Raw genomic sequence first — 14,786 nt, 5'->3', positions numbered from 1 at the left:
CGGCGTCCGGTTCGAGTCGTGACGTCACGCGGCCACCGCCCGCTTGAGGCGGGACACGGCCGCTCGCACCGGCGCCAACGCAGCCAGGGAAAGGAACCGTCCACCGATCGCGACGTAGACCGCTCCGTCGAGCAACGGATGACGACCAGCTTGGTGGGTGCGGTAGAACAGGGCCATGCTCCGGTGGAAGTGCCACACGAGGCGTAGCGATCGGCGACGGTCCGCGGTTGCGCCCTTGACGTGCAGGGCGCTCACCTGGCCGTCGTAGAGGACGTGGTAGCCAGCAGCAGAGAACCGCACGCACCAGTCGAGGTCCTCGCCGTACATCCAGTACCTCTCGTCCAGCAGCCCGACTTCGGAGAGCGCCTCCGTACGGACGAGCATCAGTGCGCCATTGATGGCGTCGACACGCCCGAGTTCGTCGTCGTCGACGTCCGGCGCGAGGTAGTCCGAGCGTGAGGTCCTGCGAACGAAGTACTTCAGGGCCTCGTACGGATCAGGGATCGACCTCTTCGCGGCGTGGTCGAGCGTGCCGTCCAGGCGCATCAGGCGGCAGCCGACGACGGCCGCCTTAGGGTGCGCCGCCATCGTGGCGAGCAGGTGGTCCAGAGTGCCGACGGGGACCTCGGTGTCCGGGTTGAGTACCAAGGCAAAGGGGGCTGTGACGGCACGGAGAGCCATGTTCGTGGCCACGGCGAAGCCGTCGTTCGTCGACCTACGCCACAGGACGACCTCGGGGAACTCACGCGCGACGACGTCGGGCGTCCCGTCGGGGCTGGCGTTGTCGACCACGTGCACCCGGAGGCGCAGTCCTTGCGCTGAAACATCGCGCAGAGAGGTCAGGCAGCGGCGCAGCAGCGGCGCGGAGCCGTAGGCGACGATGACCACCTCGACCTCTGGGGGCGCGAGCACCTCGGTCTCGTTCATCGTGCCCCCTCCCCCCGCAGCACGGCCTTCGCCGTGCGCGCAAGGATGAGGACGTCACCGAAGAGCGTCCAGTTCTCGACGTAGTACACGTCCATCCGGATGCCCTCCTCGGGCGTGAGGCCCGACCGGCCGGACGTCTGCCACAGGCCTGTGAGTCCGGGCTTCACGAGCAGGCGCCGGTGCGCCTTCCGGTCGTAGAGCGCGACCTCGTCGGCGATCTGCGGACGCGGGCCCACGAGGCTCATGTCTCCCGCCAGGACGTTGAAGAGCTGGGGCAGCTCGTCGAGCGAGTAGCGCCGGAGCACGCGGCCGATCGCCGTGACGCGCGGGTCGTTCTTGGGCTTGTAGAAGAGCCCGACGCTCTCGACGCCATCCGCGGCGAGGACCTCCGCGAGCCGCTGGTGCGCGTCGACGACCATCGAGCGGAACTTGAGCATGCGGAAGGTCTGCCCGCCGGCCCCGATCCGCTCCTGCCGGTAGAAGATGGGGCCGGGCCCGGATAGCCGCACGAGTGCGGCGATGACGAGGAGGACCGGCGCGAGCAGCACGCAGAGCACCAGGGCACCGCACCAGTCGGCCACCGTCTTGATGACGTACTTGGGCCCGGTGAAGTGAGGCTCGTCGACGTAGACCAAGGGCAGACCGTGGACGGGGTTCATGATGACCCGCGGCCCGGCGACGTCGCGGTAGGACATCGTGAGCGCGAGGTCGATGCCGCTGCCCTCGAGATCCCATCCGAGCCTGCGGACTGTGTCGGCCGTGAGCGAGTCCGCACCCACCACGGTGACGACGTCGACGCGCTCCCGCCGGGCGACCGCTGCGGCCTCAGCCATGTCTCCCAGGACCGGCACGCCGCCGACGGTGCCGCCGCGCACCTCGCCGGACGGCAGGCAGACGCCCACGACGCCGAACCCCGCGCCGAACCGCGCGCCGAGCTCCTCGACGAGGTACTCAGCCTTGCCCTCGTGCCCGACCACGAGCACCCGCGACTGGTAGCGCCCGGCGCGGCGGCGGCGGTGCAGCCACCGGCGCCAAGCGAAGCGCCCGGCGAGCAGGAGCACCAGGCCGAGGGGAAAGGCCAGACCCAGGTAGCCGCGGCCGATCTCCATCTTCCCGAGGTAGGCCACGACGGCCACTGCCGCGAAGAGCTGCCAGGAGACCGTGAAGACGCGCTGGTACTCGGTCGGTCCGACGCCGACGAGGCGGCGGTCCTGCGTCCGGCCCGCGACGAGCGCGAACAGCCACGCCCACATGAGCACGATGGAGACCGCGAGGTAGCTCGGTGAGAAGTCCCCGCTGACGCGAGTGATGCCGGCGACGTCGTGCCGGACGACGTACGCAGTGAACACCGCGACATAGACGGCCACGGCGTCCGTGACGAGAATGCGCGTGGCGTAGCTCACCCACCACCGCTGCCCGGCAAGTCCCGCCGCGGACGAGATGTCCGTTTCGTTCGAGATTCCGGACGCATCGTCCATTTCGTCACGAATTGCTGCTCCAGGGACTCCGGACAGCGTCGGGGTGCCAGCCTTCTCGGCCACGCTGACACCTCCAGGAAAACCGTTTACGGACCGCGAACGCGACATCGTAGGCATGCCGAAATGCGTGCCGACTGGGACATCGGTCGGCCCCGGTCATCCTTGAGGGTTGTGCCCGACCTCGGGTCGGGTGAGGTGAACCGCTCACCGTGCGACGATGTCTGCCGATGTCCAGCGGGATGTGGAATCGACAGGGGAGCTCGTGATGGAACTTCAGGACTACGTGACAGTCCTGCGGAAGCGGTGGCTCTCCATCCTGCTTCTCACCGTGCTGGCAGTCGCGGGCGCCGTGGCCGTCACCCTCGTGACGACGCCCCTCTACGAGGCGCGTGCCCAGGTGTTCGTCTCTGTGCGGACCGGTGGCACGACGTCGGACCTCGCGCAGGGCAGCAGCTTCACGCAGCGCCAGGTGAAGTCGTACACCGACCTCGCCACGAGCCCGCGCGTGCTGATCCCCGTCGTCGAGGACCTCGACCTCAGCACGACTCCGGACGAGCTCGCCCGGACGATCACGGCGGACAACCCCCTCGACACGGTGCTGATCAACATCACCGCGACGCACGAGGACCCGCAGACCGCCTCGGACATCGCCAACGCGACGTCGGAGAGCCTCGCCAGCGAGGTGACCGACCTGGAGAAGCCCGAGGACGGGCCTTCCCCGGTGCAGATCAGCTCCGTCCGGGCGGCCTCGGCGCCGACCGAGCCGGCCTCCCCCAACACCAAGCTCAACCTCGCGCTCGGCCTTCTCGTCGGTCTGGGCATGGGCTTCGGCATCGCCCTGCTCCGGGAGATCCTCGACACCCGCGTCCGCAGCGAGGCAGACGTGCGCAAGGTCAGCGAGACCTCCGTCGTCGCGACAATCGTGCACGACGACGAGGCGGTGAAGGACCCGCTCCTCGTGGCGGCCAACCCCCACAGCCAGCGCTCGGAGTCGTTCCGGCGGCTGCGCACCAACCTGCAGTTCCTCGACGTCACGGACGACCTGCAGACGATGGTGGTCACCTCCTCACTCCCCGGCGAGGGCAAGTCCACGACCGCCATCAACCTCGCGATCACCCTCGCGGACGCCGGCTCCAAGGTGCTGCTCGTCGACGCCGACCTCCGCCGGCCCGCGGTCGCGCGCTACATGGACCTCGAGGGCACCGCGGGCCTCACCACGGTCCTCATCGGCCGCGCGTCGCTCGAGGACGTCGTCCAGCCGTGGGGCAACGGCCAGCTCCACGTGCTCCCGTCCGGCCAGATCCCGCCCAACCCGAGCGAGCTGCTCGGGTCGCGCACCATGGCGGACCTGCTCGCGATGGTGAGCCGGGCCTACGACGTGGTCATCATCGACACACCGCCCCTGCTGCCCGTGACGGACGCCGCCATCCTCGCCCGGCTCACGGGCGGCGCGATCGTCGTCGTCGGAGCGCACTCGATCCACCAGAACGAGCTCGCGCAGTCGCTCGGCGCACTCGAGACCGTCGGGGCGCGGGTCCTCGGACTGGTGCTCAACCGCGTGCCCGCCAAGAGCGCGGGCAGCTACGCCTACTACGACTACGCGCCGCTGGCCCCGGCGCCCGAGGGACGCACGAGCCGCCGGATGTCAGCGCGCACGGCGGAGAAGGCCCAGGAGGTGCAGGCGGCCCCGCTCCGCGCGCGCACGACGAGCAACCCGCCCTTCCGCGAGCCCGACCGCGCCCGCACCGGGGAGGTGGCCGACTTCTTCGGCGAGCCGCCGACGACGACCGGGTCGCACCGGTGGCCGGGCGCGCCGTTGGGCCAGGACGCCCCGCACTGAACCCACCGCCCCGAGGTGCGGACCGCGCCAGGTGGCGTTGGATGGGGCCATGATCGCTCGCGTGGTCGCCGGGCTCGGCATCCTCACCCTCCTCGCGGGCTGCGGCGTCACCATCCCGACGGACCCCGAGGACACGCTGGAGGACGTGCGTGGCGGCGTGCTCCGGGTGGGGGTCTCGACCGACCCGCCCTGGACCGAGGAGGCGCCGGACCCGGGCGGCTCGGGCCCCGCGGGCATCGAGCCGCAGCTCGTGCGGGACTTTGCGGCCTCGCTCGGCGCCGAGGTCGAGTGGACGCGGGGCGGTGAGGCCGACCTCGTCGACCAGCTCCACCGCGACGAGCTCGACCTCGTCGTCGGCGGACTGACCACGACCTCGCCCTGGGCGGCGCACGCGACGCTGACCTACCCGTACGCCGAGGCGACGGGGCCCGAGGGCGCCACCGAGCTGCACGTCATGGCCGTGCAGACGGGTGAGAACGCGTTCCTCGTCGAGCTCGAGCGCTTCCTCCTGGGTCAGGAGGTGTCGCCGTGAGCACGCGCTTCGGCCGTACCGAGCTGCCCGCCGAGCAGGAGCGCGACCTGCGCCGGGCGATCCGGCTCGCGTGGCTCACCATCGCGTTCCTCGTCACCGCCGTCACGCTCGTGTACCTCGTCATGGGCAGCTCCCAGGCCATGAAGGCCGCGTGGCTCGAGGACCTGCTCTCGTTCATCCCGCCCGTCTCGTTCCTCGTCGCGGTCCACCTCACGCGCCGGGCGCCCACCGAGCGCCACCCGTACGGCTACCACCGCTCGATCGGCGTCGGGCACCTCGTCGCGGCGACCGCGCTCGTGACGATGGGCGCCTTCATGGTGTGGGACTCCGCGTCGGGCCTCCTCGCCCAGGAGCACCCGCCGGTCGGGCTGATGGTGGTCGCGGGGCAGCCCGTGTGGTCCGGCTGGCCGATGATCGTCGTCATGGCGTACACGGCCGTGCCGCCCGTCCTGCTCGGCCGCGCGAAGCTGCCGCTCGCGCGCTCGCTGCACGACCGCGTCCTGTGGGCCGACGCGAAGATGAACAAGGCCGACTGGATGACGGCGGTCGGCGGCATCGTCGGCGTCCTGGGCATCGGGATGGGCCTGTGGTGGGCGGACTCGGCAGCGGCGCTGTTCATCTCGGGCAGCGTCCTGCGCGACGGTGTCGGCAACCTGCGCGTCGCCGTGTCCGCGCTCATGGACTCGCGGGCCGAGACCGTCGACGGCGGCGAGCCGCACCCGCTCGTCCGCGAGCTGGACGCGCACCTCACGTCCCTCGCCTGGGTGGACGTCGCGCGGTCACGCGTGCGCGACGAGGGGCACGTCTTCCACGTCGAGTCCTTCGTCGTGCCGCACGCGGGCACGACGCCATCGCTCGAGCAGCTCGCGGACGCGCGCGCGGGTGCGCTCGAGCTCGACTGGAAGATCCGCGACCTCGTCGTGGTCCCCGTCGCCGAGCTCCCCGACGAGCTGCTGCCCGGCGCCGCGCAGGACGACGGCGCGACCCACGGGCACGACGCCGGCTGACGCACCGCGCCCTGCCCGGACACGCCGGGAGGCCGGGGCCCCGGCGGGGGCCCGCCGCCCCCCGGCCCGCGCGGGGGCCGGCGCGGCCCGGCGAGGGGGCCCCCCCCCCCCCGGGCCCCCCCCCGGGGGGGGCGGGTCCCCGGGGGGGCCCCCCCCCCCCGGGCGTCCGGCGCGGTGGCCGGCGAGTCAGGTCGAGTCAGCGCGCCTGGGCAGCCTGGCGACGACGCGCGACGACGACGGCGCCGGCGCCGGCGAGGACCAGCGCGCCCGCGCCCACGGCGAGCTCCATGCCGTCGAAGCCGGTCGAGCTCAGGACGCCGGTGCCTGCCGCCGCCGCCGCACCCGGCGCCGCCACCGTGAGCACCTCGTCGCCGACGATGCGGCCGGCCGCGTCCGTGGTGACACCCGTGTAGGTGCCGGCGGCGCTGAGCGTGACGGTGTAGGAGACCGACGAGCCCGAGGCCGTCTTCGTCACCGACTTCGTCCCGGCGATCTGGATGGCGTCGTTGCTGACCGACGTGGGGTTCGACGTGATCGTCAGCGTGTAGGCCTGGCCGGCCGTCGTGCCGGTCGTCGTCACGGTGATGGACTCGCCGACGGACGGCGTCGGGTCGGTCGTCGTCGTCGAGTAGCCCGGAGCGTCGTAGGCCAGGGCGGCCGAGGGAACCGCGACGAGCGCAGCAGCGGCGAGAGTGGAGAGGGCGATGCGGCGGCGGTTCATGGAATTCCCCTGCTCAGAGCGGTCAACTATTTCGGGCAGACGGACATCTGCTCCCGGTCCATCGGCACCCTAGCGACACTTGTGAGCGGAATCGAACTGCTGCACGGAAGTCACCCGGTTGGGCGCAGGGGTCGTCCGAATCATAGGAATTCCGTCCTGATCGGGGCCTGTCGCCAACGTGTATGTGATCACCTGGGACTCGCCCGGAGCCAGGCGGACGGTGCGCCCGACGACGGCCAGACCGTCGTGGACCTGCGACGTCACGCCGGGCTCGCCCGCCGAGGCCACAACCTCGTCGACCAGCCCACCTTCCGGCGCGTACACCAGGACGTTCGTCTGCATGTGACCGACGGGCAGCTCGGGGTCGGTGCCCGTGATATACGCCGGCAACTGTGCGGGATCTCCGGGCACGTCATTGCGAAGAATGACCACGACCTCGAGCCGGCGCGCTCCGTCGGCCAGACAATCGCCCGGGACGACCTCGATGTCGAATCCGAGGTAATAGCCCATCTTGTCCGCATTCCCCTGGTTGAGGAACACGCCCACGACGGGTGAATCGCCGGACTCACCCGTCAGCTCGCCGCTGAGCACGGTCCCCGCCAGCAGCGCCTGCTCGTCGGGAAGGGCGGACCACACCATCAGGCTCCCGCGGCGCGCCGCCTCCGCCAGCGCCTCGACCGCCGCGGCCGCGTCCCCCTGGCCGCCGGCGAGCGCCGCGAACACGCCCGCCGCCGTCGACGCGAAGAACGGGTCCTGGTCAGCCACGGGCAGCACCCGGTAGACGGTGTTGAGCAGCACGTCCTCGGCGTTGTCCGCCGTCAGCACGCCACCGACGGCGTCGGCGACCGGCCCGGGCGGGAGCGGCACCGGGCCGGTCGCGCCGAGGAGCAGCGCGAGGGTGCCCGGGTCCACCGACAGCACGCCGTCGACCGGTCCGCCGACCTCCTGCTGCCACAGGGCGCGCGCGATCTCGGCCGTACGCGGGAAGTCCGGGGTGAACGTCACGTCGCGCATGTCCGCGGCCAGGTCCGCGCCGAACAGCGCGGTCTCGGCGGGCGTCAGCGGCAGGACGGGGGCCGGGAGGTCGACGAGCGGCGGGCCCGAGCGCTGGTCCACGACGCGGACCGCCCCGCCGTCCGCCTCGAGCAGGATGACGGCGCCGGGGATGCCACCCGTCGCGCGCGGCTCGGCGGTGTTCTGGACGAGCAGGACGTAGTGCCGCGGACCGTCGGCGCCGAGCATCGGCGGCAGCAGCTGGACGGCCTTCGCGGCTGTCGACGTCGTGCTCGCGACGCCCCGGACCTGCGCCGCCAGGTCCTCCACCGGCCCCCGGAGCGGGGCCCAGAGCCCCGCGACGTCGAGGCCCTCGACCCGGTCCCGGGCCGCCCGCACCTCGGCGTCCGCGGCGACGACGACGGGCGCCGCCTCCTCGAGCGGCCCGATGGGCACGCGCCCGTCGACGGGGGCCATGCCCGCGGGGTCGACGAGCGCGGTCGCGTCCATGAGGCCCGGGAGCGCGCGGACCGCGAGGCCGTCGACGACCTCGCTCACGACCTGGACGGCGGCCACGTTGGGGCCCACCCAGGGCAGCACGCGGGCCGCGCTCCAGTGCGGGCCGTGAGCGGCGTCGTGCGCGCGCGACGCGTGGTCCTGGAGGTCGGCCAGGGTGGCCCCGGCGGCGGCGCGGTCGCCGTCGAGCACCTGCTGCTGGAGCGTCGTCACCAGGGCGGCCGCCGACTGGAGCTCGGAGCGCGCGCGCAGCGCGTCGAGCCCGAGCCACGCGGCCCAGGCCACGAGAAGCACCGGCACGGCCACGACCAGGGCCGTGGTCACGGTGCGGCGGGTCGACGGCCGCCGGCGCGCACGCACGGATGCGCCGGTCGCGTGCCGCACGGGCGGGTCGTCGCGGACGCTGCGGCGGGTCCGCGGGGCGTCGTCGGTCACCGCTCCCCCTCCCGCCGTCCGTGCCGGGCGAGCCTACCCGCGGCGGGAGCACCCCCGAGGACGCGCGAGACTGGTGCCGTGACGACCGACCCGCACGCGCCGTCGAGCGCCACCTTCTCCGTCCTCACCGTGTGCACGGGCAACATCTGCCGGTCCCCCGCGGTCGAGCGCCTGCTCGCGGCAGGCCTCGGCAGCACCGTCACGGTGACGAGCGCGGGGACGCGCGCGATGGTCGGGCACCCCGTCTCGCCGCCCATGGTCCCCCTGCTCACCGCGGCGGGGGTCAGCTCCGAGGGGTTCGTCGCGCGCCAGCTCACCGAGCAGCTCGTGCGGGAGGCGGACCTGGTCCTGCCCCTGACCCGCGCCCACCGGGCCGCCGTGGTCGACCTCGCGCCGGCGGCGGTGCGCCGCACGTTCACGCTGCTCGAGCTCGCCCGCCTGGCCGCCGCGGTGGACCCGGCGGACCTGCCCGCCGGTCCGCCCGCCGCGCGCCTGCGCGCCCTCCTCCCGCTGGCCGCCGCGCGCCGTGGGCACGTCCCCCCCGGGGACGACGACGTCGTCGACCCGTACGGGCGCGGCGACGCGCTCTACGCCGAGTCGTTCGGGCTCATCGAGCCCGCCGTCCGGGCGATCGTGGCGGTCGCGCGCGGGTGATCCTCCGCGCGAACGGGTGAATCGGGCCCCGCCGCCCGGCAAACCGCGTCATGCGCGCCCGACGGGACGCTCTCGCCCGGTGAGCCCCGCGTCAGGGACTCGTCGACCAGGGCAAACCGGCCGCGAGGCCGGGACGCAAAGCCACGGGACCGCGGATGCGGTCAGCCGGGCTACCGAGAGGACCACCACGCATGACGACGCTCACCGGCGCGCCGACCGCCGCCACCGACGGCGCGGCCGACGCCGCGCACCTCGCCCTCGGCCTCCTCGCGCGCCGCCCCGACTCGCTCGAGACGGAGCTCCAGAAGGCGCTCGGCGGCGGCCAGCTGCGGATGCACTACCAGCCGCAGCTCGACATGGGCACCGGCCGGGTCGCCGCGATGGAGGCGCTCATCCGCTGGGCGCACCCGGACCACGGCCTCCTCACGCCGGCGCAGTTCCTGCCGCTGGCCCAGAGCAACGGGCTCATGGGGATGATCGACTCCTGGGCGCTGCGCACCGCGTGCCGCGACGGCGCCTGGCTGGCCGCGCGCGGCTACGCGGTCGAGGTCGCCGTGAACGTCACGGCCTCGCAGCTCACGGACGCGCGCTTCATCACGGAGGTCGAGACGGCGGCGCGGACCGCGAACCTGCCCCTCGAGCTCCTCACCGTCGAGATGGGCCTGCGCGACGTGCTCGGTCACATCTACGCGGCGCGGGACGTCGCGCTCGCGCTGCGGCGCCGCGGCGTCCGGGTCTCGGTGAGCGACATCGGCACCGGGCCCTCGTCGCCCGAGCGGCTCGCGCAGCTCCAGGTCGGCGAGGTCAAGGTCGATCGCGGCCTCACCGCCGGCCTCGACGACGCCGCCTTCGGCTCGGCCGCGGCCGTGCGTCAGGTCGTGGAGATCGCGCGCGCGACCGGCACGCGCGTCGTCGCGGAGGGCATCGAGACGCCCGCGCAGTACGAAGCCGCACGCGCCGCGGGCTGCGACCGCGCGCAGGGGTACCTGCTGGGCCGCCCGGCCCCGCTCGACGACCTCGCCGGCCTGCTGGCCCGCCTGCACTGACCGTCCCGCCGGGAGTGCACCGCGCGCCCGACCAGGGGGGAGCCGGGCGCGCGGTGGTCTAGGTGCCGGACGACGCGTCGTCGGGCAGGTCCTCGGGTGACGCGTCGGCACGGTCGTCGCGACCGCGCCAGCCGTCGCCGGGACGCCCGCCCGGGCCGCCCGGCAGCACGCCCTCGTCGCCCCAGGGACCGCCGTGCCGCTCGAGACCGGGACCGCCCTCGTCGCCCACGGCGTGACCGACCGCGAAGCCCGTGCCGCCCGCGAGGCCGGCAGCGAGCACGGCCGTGAGGCCGAGGGCGAGCCAGGGCCGCGCGACGACGCGCTCGCGGGCGGTGGGCATGGTGCGCGTCGGGGTCGGCGGCGGCGCCGCGACGGCGTGCTCCGCCCCGGGCGTCGCCCCGTCCGCCTGGGTTCCGGTGGGCGTCGCGTCGGGTGCTGCGGCGTCGTGCGGGCCGTCCTGCGGTCCTGTCGGTGCGGTGGTCATGGCGTCTCCTCGTGGGACGTGCTGGTCGTCCGGTGGTCGAGGCACCAGGGGACCGCGCGAACCTGTGCCCACGGTCGCCCGCGCCTGTGAGCAGGCTGTGCACCGACGGGTCAGCGCGCCTCGGCGTCCGAGGGCGGCGCCGCGGGCAGGACCACCGTGACCCGGGTGTCACCCGGGACGCTCTCGACGGCGAGACGGCCGCCGTGCGCGCGCACCACCGCGTCCACGATCGCGAGGCCGAGGCCCGTCGAGCCGCTCCCGGGCGAGCGTGCGGCATCGCCCCGCGTGAAGCGCTGGAAGAGCGTGGGCTGCTGCGCGACGGGGATGCCGGGGCCGTCGTCGGCGACCTCGACCACGACGGACCCGCCGTCCCGCCGCACCGTGGTCGTCACCGTGGTGCCCGCCGGCGTGTGCACGCGCGCGTTCGCGAGGAGGTTGGCGAGCACCTGGCGCAGGCGGTCCTCGTCGCCCGGGACGACAGCGTCCGGGACGACGTCGTCCGGCGGGTCGCCCGCCTCTGCCGGGTCGCGGAGCTCCGGCGCCCCGGCACGGTCGACGTCCGGCCCGTCGACGCCTCCCGCCCCCGACGACCCGGCGAGCTCCAGCCGCCAGCGGTGGTCCGGCCCGGCTGCGTGCGCGTCCGCGACGGCGTCCACCGCCAGCACCGTGAGGTCCACCGGCGAGCGGTCGAGCGGGCGGCCCGCGTCGAGGCGCGCGAGGAGCAGCATGTCCTCGACGAGCGTCGTCATGCGCCGCGACTCCGACTCGACGCGCTCCATCGCGCGCACGGCGTCGGGCGGCAGCTCGCCGGGCATCCGGCGGACCAGCTCGGCGTACCCGCGGATCGACGCGAGCGGCGTGCGCAGCTCGTGGCTCGCGTCGGCGACGAAGCGCCGCACCTGCGTCTCGCTCTCGTGCCGGGACGCGAGCGCGCCCTCGACGTGACCGAGGAGCCGGTTGAGCGCGGCGCCCACCTGGCCCACCTCGGTCGAGGGGTCCGTGTCGCGTTCCGGGACGCGCTCGCCGATGACCACCTCGCCCTCGTGCAGCGGCAGCTCGGACACGCGCGCCGCGGTCGACGCCACCCGCTCGAGCGGCTCGAGCTCGCGCCGCACCAGCGCACCCCCGGCGACGGCGGCGAGCGTGATCCCGGCCGCCGCGACGAGCACCTCCGCGACGAGGTACTCCCGCACCGTCGCGTCGGCGACGGCGGTGGAGAGCCCGGTGACGACGAGGTCGCCGTCGCGGCCGGTGGCCGCGAGCACCCGGTAGCGTCCCAGCTCCTCGAGGTCGACCGTCGTCGGGCCCTCGTCGGGCTCGACGTCCTCGAGCGTCGCGACCTGGGCGTCCGTGAGCCGCCGGAGGCTGCCGTCGGCGTCGATGAAGCCACCGACCGCGGTGCCGTCGTCGACCGTCAGGTTGACGGTCCCGGCGCCCTGGCCGGGTGCGTCGAGGCCCGGCGGCGGCGCGTCGCCCCCGTCGCCGTCGTCCCACGCCGACGGCGGCCCGCCCGGGCCGCGGTCGCGGTCGCCCTGACCGTCCTGCGCCGAGAGCGCGCGGTCGCTCGACGCCTCGAGCCCCTCGTCGAGCTGGTCGACGAGCGAGCCGCGCAGCGCGAGCGTCGACACGGCACCCATGACGGCGGCGACCGTGACGAGCAGCCCGACGAGCACGGCGACGAGCCGCCGCCGCAGGGTCCACCTCACGCGCCGGACCCGTCCGCCGCCTTGAGCAGGTACCCGGCGCCCCGGAGCGTGTGGATCATGGGCGCGCGCCCGGCGTCGACCTTGCGGCGCAGGTAGGACACGTACAGCTCGACGATGTTGGCCTGCCCGCCGAAGTCGTACTGCCAGACCCGGTCGAGGATCTGCGCCTTGGACAGCACGCGGCGCGGGTTGCGCATGAAGAACCGCAGCAGCTCGAACTCGGTCGCCGTGAGCGTGATCGCGTCCGCGCCCCGGAACACCTCGTGGCTGTCCTCGTCGAGCCGCAGGTCCCCGACGACGAGGACGCTGCCCTCGCGCGCGGCCGTCGCCCCCGCGCGGCGCAGCAGCCCGCGCAGCCGGGCGACGACCTCCTCGAGGCTGAACGGCTTGGTCACGTAGTCGTCGCCCCCCGCCGTGAGCCCCGCGATGCGGTCCTCCACGGCGTCTTTCGCGGTGAGGAAGAGCACGGGCACCTCAGGGTGGACGGCACGGATGCGGCGCAGCACCTCGAGCCCGGTGAGGTCGGGGAGCATGACGTCGAGGACGACGACGTCGGGCGCCTGCGCCCGCGCGGCGCGGATCGCGGCCTGCCCGGTCAGGGCCGTCTCGACCTGCCAGCCCTCGTACCGCAGGACGGTCGACAGGAGGTCGCCGAGCGCCGGCTCGTCGTCGACGACGAGCGCGCGGATCGGCGAGCCGTCCGGCCGGGTGAGGACGTCGGGCGCGGAGGCGGGGCGGCTGCTCATGCGCCCATGGTCCGCCCCGTGCCCGTGCGTCGCCTGGGACGAGTCTGTGAGCCCGCTGTGGACGCCTCCCCGCAGCGCGCCGCAAGCACCCGGGCACGGCGCCGCGCCTCACAACCGGCTCACAGGGTCGGCGCAGCGGGCCCACAGAGGCGCCTCCCAGAGTCGCTCCAGCACCTCGCACCACCGACCCTGGAGCACCCATGACCACGACCCTCCTGCCCTACCTCGTCGACCTCGTCGCGATCACCGTCCTCACGACGCTCTACGTCCGCCGGCACCGGCGTCGCGAGCTCGTGGTCGCCTACCTCGGCGTCAACGTCGGGGTCCTCGCGGTCGCGGCGACGCTGGGCGCCACGACGGTCGGCGCCGGCCTCGGCCTGGGTCTCTTCGGCGTCCTCTCGATCATCCGGCTCCGCTCGACCGAGCTCGGCCAGCACGAGGTCGCCTACTACTTCTCGGCGCTCGCGCTCGGCCTCGTGGCCGGGCTCGCCGCGACGCCGCTCGCGGCCGTCGTGGCGATGAGCGCGCTGGTGGTCCTCGTGCTCGCGGTCGGCGACCACCCACGCCTCCTCCCCCGGTACCGCGCGCAGCTCATGCACCTCGACGCGGCCTTCACCGACCACACGGCGCTCGTCGCGCACCTCGAGCAGCTGCTCGGGGCCCGCGTGCACGTCGCCGTCGTGCAGGAGGTCGACCTCGTCCTCGACACGACCCTCGTGGACGTCCGGTACGAGGTCGGCGCCTCCGTCCCGGCGCGCGTCCGCACGACGACGGGCGGGACCCGATGACCGTGACCGCCGACCACCTGCCCGTCACCGAGCTCGCCCCGCTGGGGCTCGACGAGCTCACCGCCCGCGCCGCGCTGCTCACGCGGGTCGACCGCAAGTACGTCGTCCCGGTCGACGACGCCGCGCGGCTCCTCGACCGGCTCCGCGGCACCGCACGCGTGCTCGAGATCGACGGCGAGCGCACCTTCGGCTACGCGTCCGTGTACTTCGACACCGCCGCCCTCGACTCGTACCTGCTCGCGGCGCGGCGACGCCCGCTGCGGTGGAAGGTCCGCACGCGCACCTACCTCGCGTCGGACGAGCGCTGGCTCGAGGTCAAGACGCGCGACCGCCGCGGCCGCACCGTCAAGCACCGGGCCCCGCACGACGCCGACCCCGCGCACCTCACGTCCGACGGCACCGGCTTCGTCGACGCCGTCCTCGGCGCAGCGGGCGTGACCGCGCCGCCCGCGCCGCTGCGCCCCACGCTCGTGACCCGCTACCAGCGCTCCACGCTGCACCTGCCCGACGACGACAGCCGCGTGACCCTCGACACCGAGCTCGTCTGCACGCTCACGCCCGACGCGGTCGTCGGGCTCCACGCAGGGGCGGGACGCCGCGTCGCCCTCCCGGACCGCGTCGTCGTGGAGACCAAGACGGCCGGGCACGCCTCGGCCGTCGACCACCTCCTGTGGCGTGCGGGCCACCGGCCGAGCCGGATCTCCAAGTACGCGACCGGTCTCGCGGCGCTCGCGCCGGCGCTGCCGGCCTCACGCTGGCGCCCCGTGCTGCGCCGGCACCCCTTCCTCGAGGCCTGACCGCACGGGACCTCGGTCGCGGCACTGCGCTCAGCCGGCCCACAGGGACCGCACCGGGACGGCACAGCGCGGCCGCGCACGCTCGGACCACCACCCCACCCGCACCACCGACATCA

General features: G+C 74.3%; 14 protein-coding genes and 1 riboswitch. Of the genes, 7 read left to right on the top strand and 7 right to left on the bottom strand.

Going from position 1 to position 14,786, the window contains the following annotated elements; genetic code table 11:
- Nucleotides 1-24: 24 nt before the first annotated feature.
- Together JIG38_RS17105 and JIG38_RS17100 are read right to left on the bottom strand one after the other, a co-directional pair.
- The gene (locus JIG38_RS17105) at nt 25-927 is read right to left on the bottom strand and encodes a glycosyltransferase family 2 protein (protein WP_199424938.1); all 903 of its coding nucleotides are present in this window, start codon (nt 925-927) and stop codon (nt 25-27) included.
- The gene (locus JIG38_RS17100; protein WP_307844995.1) at nt 924-2,330 is read right to left on the bottom strand and encodes a sugar transferase; all 1,407 of its coding nucleotides are present in this window, start codon (nt 2,328-2,330) and stop codon (nt 924-926) included. Before JIG38_RS17100 ends, JIG38_RS17105 begins: the two co-directional genes overlap by 4 nt.
- A 340-nt stretch (nt 2,331-2,670) precedes the next feature.
- Between JIG38_RS17100 and JIG38_RS17095 the strand changes: the two genes are divergently transcribed.
- Genes JIG38_RS17095 through JIG38_RS17085 form a run of 3 tightly spaced genes read left to right on the top strand, consistent with a single transcriptional unit; the run spans nt 2,671 to nt 5,784 of the window.
- Nucleotides 2,671-4,245 (top strand): tyrosine-protein kinase domain-containing protein, encoded by a 1,575-nt coding sequence (locus JIG38_RS17095; protein ID WP_199424936.1) that lies wholly within the window; start codon nt 2,671-2,673, stop codon nt 4,243-4,245.
- Between the two features lie 49 nt (nt 4,246-4,294).
- Entirely contained in the window at nt 4,295-4,777 is a 483-nt protein-coding gene (locus JIG38_RS17090; RefSeq protein WP_199424935.1) for a transporter substrate-binding domain-containing protein, read from the top strand.
- Nucleotides 4,774-5,784 (top strand): cation efflux transmembrane domain-containing protein, encoded by a 1,011-nt coding sequence (locus JIG38_RS17085; protein WP_199424934.1) that lies wholly within the window; start codon nt 4,774-4,776, stop codon nt 5,782-5,784. The genes JIG38_RS17090 and JIG38_RS17085 overlap by 4 nt, the downstream gene beginning before the upstream one ends.
- A gap of 196 nt (nt 5,785-5,980) precedes the next feature.
- On the opposite strand, the gene JIG38_RS17080 is transcribed toward JIG38_RS17085, so the two are convergent.
- On the bottom strand, nt 5,981-6,505 hold the full coding sequence (locus JIG38_RS17080; protein ID WP_199424933.1) for a peptidase: 525 nt from the start codon (nt 6,503-6,505) through the stop codon (nt 5,981-5,983).
- A 69-nt stretch (nt 6,506-6,574) separates the two neighbouring features.
- A complete protein-coding gene (locus tag JIG38_RS21145; protein ID WP_199424932.1) occupies nt 6,575-8,449 on the bottom strand; it encodes a DUF4012 domain-containing protein in 1,875 nt (624 codons plus the stop codon).
- 78 nt (nt 8,450-8,527) lie between these two features.
- Between JIG38_RS21145 and JIG38_RS17070 the strand changes: the two genes are divergently transcribed.
- Complete coding sequence (locus JIG38_RS17070) at nt 8,528-9,103, top strand: arsenate reductase/protein-tyrosine-phosphatase family protein (RefSeq protein WP_199424931.1); 576 nt, start codon at nt 8,528-8,530, stop codon at nt 9,101-9,103.
- 100 nt (nt 9,104-9,203) lie between these two features.
- A riboswitch (cyclic di-GMP riboswitch) is annotated at nt 9,204-9,281 on the top strand.
- Nucleotides 9,282-9,294: 13 nt separating this feature from the next.
- On the top strand, nt 9,295-10,149 hold the full coding sequence (locus tag JIG38_RS17065) for an EAL domain-containing protein (RefSeq protein ID WP_199424930.1): 855 nt from the start codon (nt 9,295-9,297) through the stop codon (nt 10,147-10,149).
- 58 nt (nt 10,150-10,207) lie between these two features.
- On the opposite strand, the gene JIG38_RS17060 is transcribed toward JIG38_RS17065, so the two are convergent.
- The 3 genes from JIG38_RS17060 to JIG38_RS17050 all read right to left on the bottom strand — a co-directional run bounded on the left by JIG38_RS17060 (nt 10,208) and on the right by JIG38_RS17050 (nt 13,085).
- Nucleotides 10,208-10,633: a hypothetical protein gene (locus JIG38_RS17060; RefSeq protein WP_199424929.1), complete on the bottom strand. Its 426-nt coding sequence runs from the start codon at nt 10,631-10,633 to the stop codon at nt 10,208-10,210.
- Between the two features lie 110 nt (nt 10,634-10,743).
- Nucleotides 10,744-12,339, bottom strand: a complete 1,596-nt coding sequence (locus JIG38_RS17055; RefSeq protein ID WP_307844994.1) for a sensor histidine kinase — start codon at nt 12,337-12,339, stop codon at nt 10,744-10,746.
- Nucleotides 12,336-13,085: a response regulator transcription factor gene (locus JIG38_RS17050; protein WP_199424928.1), complete on the bottom strand. Its 750-nt coding sequence runs from the start codon at nt 13,083-13,085 to the stop codon at nt 12,336-12,338. Before JIG38_RS17050 ends, JIG38_RS17055 begins: the two co-directional genes overlap by 4 nt.
- Before the next feature lie 200 nt (nt 13,086-13,285).
- On the opposite strand from JIG38_RS17050, the gene JIG38_RS17045 reads away from it, so the two are divergent.
- Together JIG38_RS17045 and JIG38_RS17040 are read left to right on the top strand one after the other, a co-directional pair.
- A complete protein-coding gene (locus JIG38_RS17045) occupies nt 13,286-13,873 on the top strand; it encodes a DUF4956 domain-containing protein (RefSeq protein ID WP_199424927.1) in 588 nt (195 codons plus the stop codon).
- On the top strand, nt 13,870-14,670 hold the full coding sequence (locus JIG38_RS17040; RefSeq protein ID WP_199424926.1) for a polyphosphate polymerase domain-containing protein: 801 nt from the start codon (nt 13,870-13,872) through the stop codon (nt 14,668-14,670). The genes JIG38_RS17045 and JIG38_RS17040 overlap by 4 nt, the downstream gene beginning before the upstream one ends.
- Nucleotides 14,671-14,786 lie beyond the last annotated feature (116 nt).

Source organism: Actinotalea solisilvae (assembly GCF_016464425.1).
GTDB lineage: Bacteria > Actinomycetota > Actinomycetes > Actinomycetales > Cellulomonadaceae > Actinotalea > Actinotalea solisilvae.
Note: the sequence above shows the minus strand (reverse complement) of the source record. Positions and strands in the feature narration are given on the sequence as shown.

Coding starts and splice junctions, on each gene's coding strand:
- JIG38_RS17105 (WP_199424938.1), bottom strand. CDS start 927: ATGAACGAGACCGAGGTGCTCGCGCCCCCAGAGGTCGAGGTGGTCATC.
- JIG38_RS17095 (WP_199424936.1), top strand. CDS start 2,671: ATGGAACTTCAGGACTACGTGACAGTCCTGCGGAAGCGGTGGCTCTCC.
- JIG38_RS17090 (WP_199424935.1), top strand. CDS start 4,295: ATGATCGCTCGCGTGGTCGCCGGGCTCGGCATCCTCACCCTCCTCGCG.
- JIG38_RS17080 (WP_199424933.1), bottom strand. CDS start 6,505: ATGAACCGCCGCCGCATCGCCCTCTCCACTCTCGCCGCTGCTGCGCTC.
- JIG38_RS17065 (WP_199424930.1), top strand. CDS start 9,295: ATGACGACGCTCACCGGCGCGCCGACCGCCGCCACCGACGGCGCGGCC.
- JIG38_RS17060 (WP_199424929.1), bottom strand. CDS start 10,633: ATGACCACCGCACCGACAGGACCGCAGGACGGCCCGCACGACGCCGCA.
- JIG38_RS17050 (WP_199424928.1), bottom strand. CDS start 13,085: ATGAGCAGCCGCCCCGCCTCCGCGCCCGACGTCCTCACCCGGCCGGAC.
- JIG38_RS17045 (WP_199424927.1), top strand. CDS start 13,286: ATGACCACGACCCTCCTGCCCTACCTCGTCGACCTCGTCGCGATCACC.
- JIG38_RS17040 (WP_199424926.1), top strand. CDS start 13,870: ATGACCGTGACCGCCGACCACCTGCCCGTCACCGAGCTCGCCCCGCTG.